Here is a 3328-nt window from a genome sequence, read left to right on the forward strand (position 1 = left end):
TGGGAACTTTGACCTTATACTGTAATATCTGTTTTCCGCTCAATGCAGCAGCGACCAATGAAATCACATTGAATGTTTTCCTACTCTTGGCCTTTCCGGTGGATGCGCTGAAATTTCCTAATGTACCGATAACGGAATCGGAATTGCTGATTGTTATCATGATCGGAGGTTCTAAAAATTTATCTGTTATTTTTACTATAGCCCTATCCAATGCAGTGGCTATGTCCTGGTTAAACGAGATCATTATTTACCTCCTTTGTTATGGTTGAAGTTCGTCATGGATGCCATAACATCTTCTTTGTTGAAGTAAATGCGCTTTCCCATACGTTTATAGGGAATACGCCCCTGTTTCATCCATTCGGTCAGGCTGACAAGGGAAATATCAAGCTCGTTTGCCATTTCCTTTTTGGTCATTAGTTTTGTCGGTTGCTTTTTTTGCGGAGGATCGTCCATATTACCAACCTTTGAAATAAAAACCTGTAGTTCTTCCCTAACTGCATCCTTGACACAATCTCTAAGGGCATTTCGATCCAGTGTAATCATACTTTGCTCATGTTTATCAATTTAAGAATGTCGAAGTCATGGCCACTTTCTTCGTTTAATTAACTTGACACAAAATTGGGCAAGCAAGACCACAAAAAATGCCGTTCAGAATTTTGAACGGCATCTCTGCAAGGGGGTGGTATGATTTATCTTCTGGCTATTCAATTGGAATAATTTTGAATTTGCGATCTGAATTGTCAATGTCGGTGGGTTTACCGTCACAAAAATAGTTCTCTACTGTTCCGAATGGAATTGGCTTATCATGTTCCAAAAAATGATTGGAAATGATTTTTGCCCATGTTATATGGGCGTTAGTCCCTAGGAATGTTTCTGCTTTTCCGTTGATTATTATCTTTGCTTTCATAAATTCATCAAACAACGCGATCAGATTAAGTTTGTCGCCGTTCAGTATATTGATTTTATGATGATCCAAGGAATTCAATCGGGATTTCTCTTTTTTGAGCTTTTTAACCTGTTCTTTAAATTCATCCAATTCTTTTAATGTCGTATTATACTGTGCTAGCAAACGATCGAGATTTTGTTTCTGGATGAATTGCTTTTTTAATTCTTCCTGTTCCTCTTTGTTCGAATCTAGATAGTTCTCCAGAATAGTTTTTATGGTATTTATATTGGATTCTGTACTTGCATTGGATGAATTGGCAAGTTTCGTAAATGCCGAATCGATCAATTCCTGTGTCCGCTGGAATTCTATTTGAGTTTTGCTCTTTACTTCTTGAAATAGTTGCTCGCTGACTATCTCATATTTTTTTGACAGACTTACCGTGAAATTCCATCGGTCATATTTGGGAAGGATATTCTCGATGAAATACTGGAATTTCTGTATTCTAAGGTCGTTTCTTCTTTTCTGTGTCGCCGACAGCTTTTCCTGTGATTTGCTTCTTTCCTTTTTTAGCTCGGAATTAACAGTCTGCCATAATTCTTTAAAAAACTCTCTGCCGTCAGTATCGTTGAATTCAGCTTTGTAATAGTTGAAGTGGCGCAAAAAGAGATCTTCAAGTTGACTCTCTGGAAGTCGCTGAACTTTTATAAGAAAGTGTACATCCGCATGCGTATCGTTCTTGGAAAAAGGGACGCCCACGTCCAATGGATGCGGATCAAAGTCAAACGGTTTTCTTCTTCTGAAATATTTACTGTTCATAATTTTAAAATTTGTTCAGTGCATCGATTAACGAATCCGTGTTTGCCGATTCGTATTTCATTAAAGTCCTTATGTCGGAATGTGCGGTCAGTTTCTGCACAAGTGTAATGGGTACGTTCCTGCTCAATAGGTTCGTTACCATTGATCTTCTGCCGACATGGCTCGATAGGAAGTCGTACTTCCTTTTTTCTATCACCAGCTTTTGCTTACCTGAATACCTTGTGATCTTTATGATTTCGTCCATTCCTGCCAGTTTGCCGACAGTTTTGATATATTCATTGAACTTCTGGTTGGATATCTTGGGCACGGAGTAACCGATACGCTCCAAGATATCCTTTGCTGGGGCAATATACCCCTCAAAAGGTACGATCACCCTTTTTTTGACTTTTACCGAAATGAAGTCCCAAGCATTGTTTTTTATGTCCTTTGGGTCAAAGTTGATCAGATCCTCAAATCTTTGCCCTGTGTAGCACAATAGACAGAACAGATCCCGTACCCTTTCCAGACTGGGTCTGTCCGAAAGATCATGGTTCATCAGTTTCTGTATTTCGGATTCTGACAGGGCAATGATCTCATTGTAGGCTTTCTTCTTAAAGTTTGTCTTCTGGGTCTTGAAGACATCGGGATGCACCAAATAATCATTGTCGTTGCACCACTTTAGGAATACCTTTAACGTGGAGATGTACTTGTGGATGGTGTCATTCAGCAAGCCCTCTTTATCTCCATCGTTCGTGTTCTTTTTCCTGCTTAGAAATACCTCAAACTGATCGAGAAATTTACCGTCCATTTCCCTAAGGATAAGTTTTGTTCCCTTATGCTTCTCAAAATCCTCCAATCCCTTAAAGACTGTCCGGTATTCTTTTAACGTACCCTCTTTGACAAAATTGGATTTGTAGGAAAGGAACTGGGTTTTCAGGTGGGAAATGGATATTTCACTATTGACGGCATTGTCCCTGTCAATACAGTCCTGTACAATCTGTTTATAATCCTCTTTGGAAAGAAACTGGTTTGTTTCTTTTTTTCGCATTGCTTCCCTTGTACAGCAGTTTGCAAGGTTGTTCAGTTCAACATTGAATTCCAACGCTCCGCTGGCACTTGGTTTAAGCCTTTCCTTTTCAAAATCCCAACTTTTGGGCAATATCTTATAGTTTGTCCTGTATTTTATCCTACAGGATTTATCCGGTGAAAAGAAGAGATACAGTGCAGTGGGCGATGGATTCCAGAACTTTTGTGCAAGGTTCTTCTTTTTCCCTCCAACCTTTGCCAATTCCTGTTTGACCTTTTCAGGCGAAATATCGGGATTATAGGGCTTATCTAAATAAAAATTCACTTTCATATTTCTCGGACATATTTCGGACAGAAATGCTTAATATTACCATATTTTACCTTTGTAAGGTTAGGTAAAGATAGGTAATAAAATTTGTAAATACCTAATAATCAGAGTAAAATAAGAAAAGTAAAAGTAAGATATGATAACGGTTCGAATCCTGCCACCCCGACAAGATAAGCCGTTCAAAATCAATATTTTGGACGGCTTTTTTGTGCCCACTATTTTCAATGGCAGTTTTTTGGCAGCAAATTTTGGATCAAGTACAAAAGTTGTGGAGTGCGTTGCATTTTTTTAGG

The 3328-nt window shown here is 38.6% G+C and carries 3 protein-coding genes and 1 pseudogene; all 4 read right to left on the reverse strand.

Annotated elements, in window-relative coordinates; genetic code table 11:
- Window positions 1–244, reverse strand: a pseudogene (locus tag FH871_RS34130) (mobilization protein); the annotation flags it as partial.
- Complete coding sequence (locus FH871_RS31530; protein WP_003013280.1) at window positions 244–543, reverse strand: helix-turn-helix domain-containing protein; 300 nt, start codon at window positions 541–543, stop codon at window positions 244–246. The gene FH871_RS31530 and the pseudogene FH871_RS34130, both read right to left, overlap by 1 nt.
- Window positions 544–700: 157 nt before the next feature.
- Window positions 701–1702, reverse strand: coding sequence for a hypothetical protein (locus FH871_RS31535; RefSeq protein WP_138995297.1), 1002 nt, complete (start codon window positions 1700–1702; stop codon window positions 701–703).
- Window positions 1703–1706: 4 nt separating this feature from the next.
- Window positions 1707–3038, reverse strand: a complete 1332-nt coding sequence (locus FH871_RS31540; protein WP_003013274.1) for a site-specific integrase — start codon at window positions 3036–3038, stop codon at window positions 1707–1709.
- Window positions 3039–3328: the final 290 nt, after the last annotated feature.

The sequence above is a fragment of the Larkinella sp. C7 genome (assembly GCF_006149005.1).
GTDB lineage: Bacteria > Bacteroidota > Bacteroidia > Cytophagales > Spirosomataceae > Larkinella.

Coding starts and splice junctions, on each gene's coding strand:
- FH871_RS31530 (WP_003013280.1), bottom strand. CDS start 543: ATGATTACACTGGATCGAAATGCCCTTAGAGATTGTGTCAAGGATGCA.
- FH871_RS31535 (WP_138995297.1), bottom strand. CDS start 1,702: ATGAACAGTAAATATTTCAGAAGAAGAAAACCGTTTGACTTTGATCCG.
- FH871_RS31540 (WP_003013274.1), bottom strand. CDS start 3,038: ATGAAAGTGAATTTTTATTTAGATAAGCCCTATAATCCCGATATTTCG.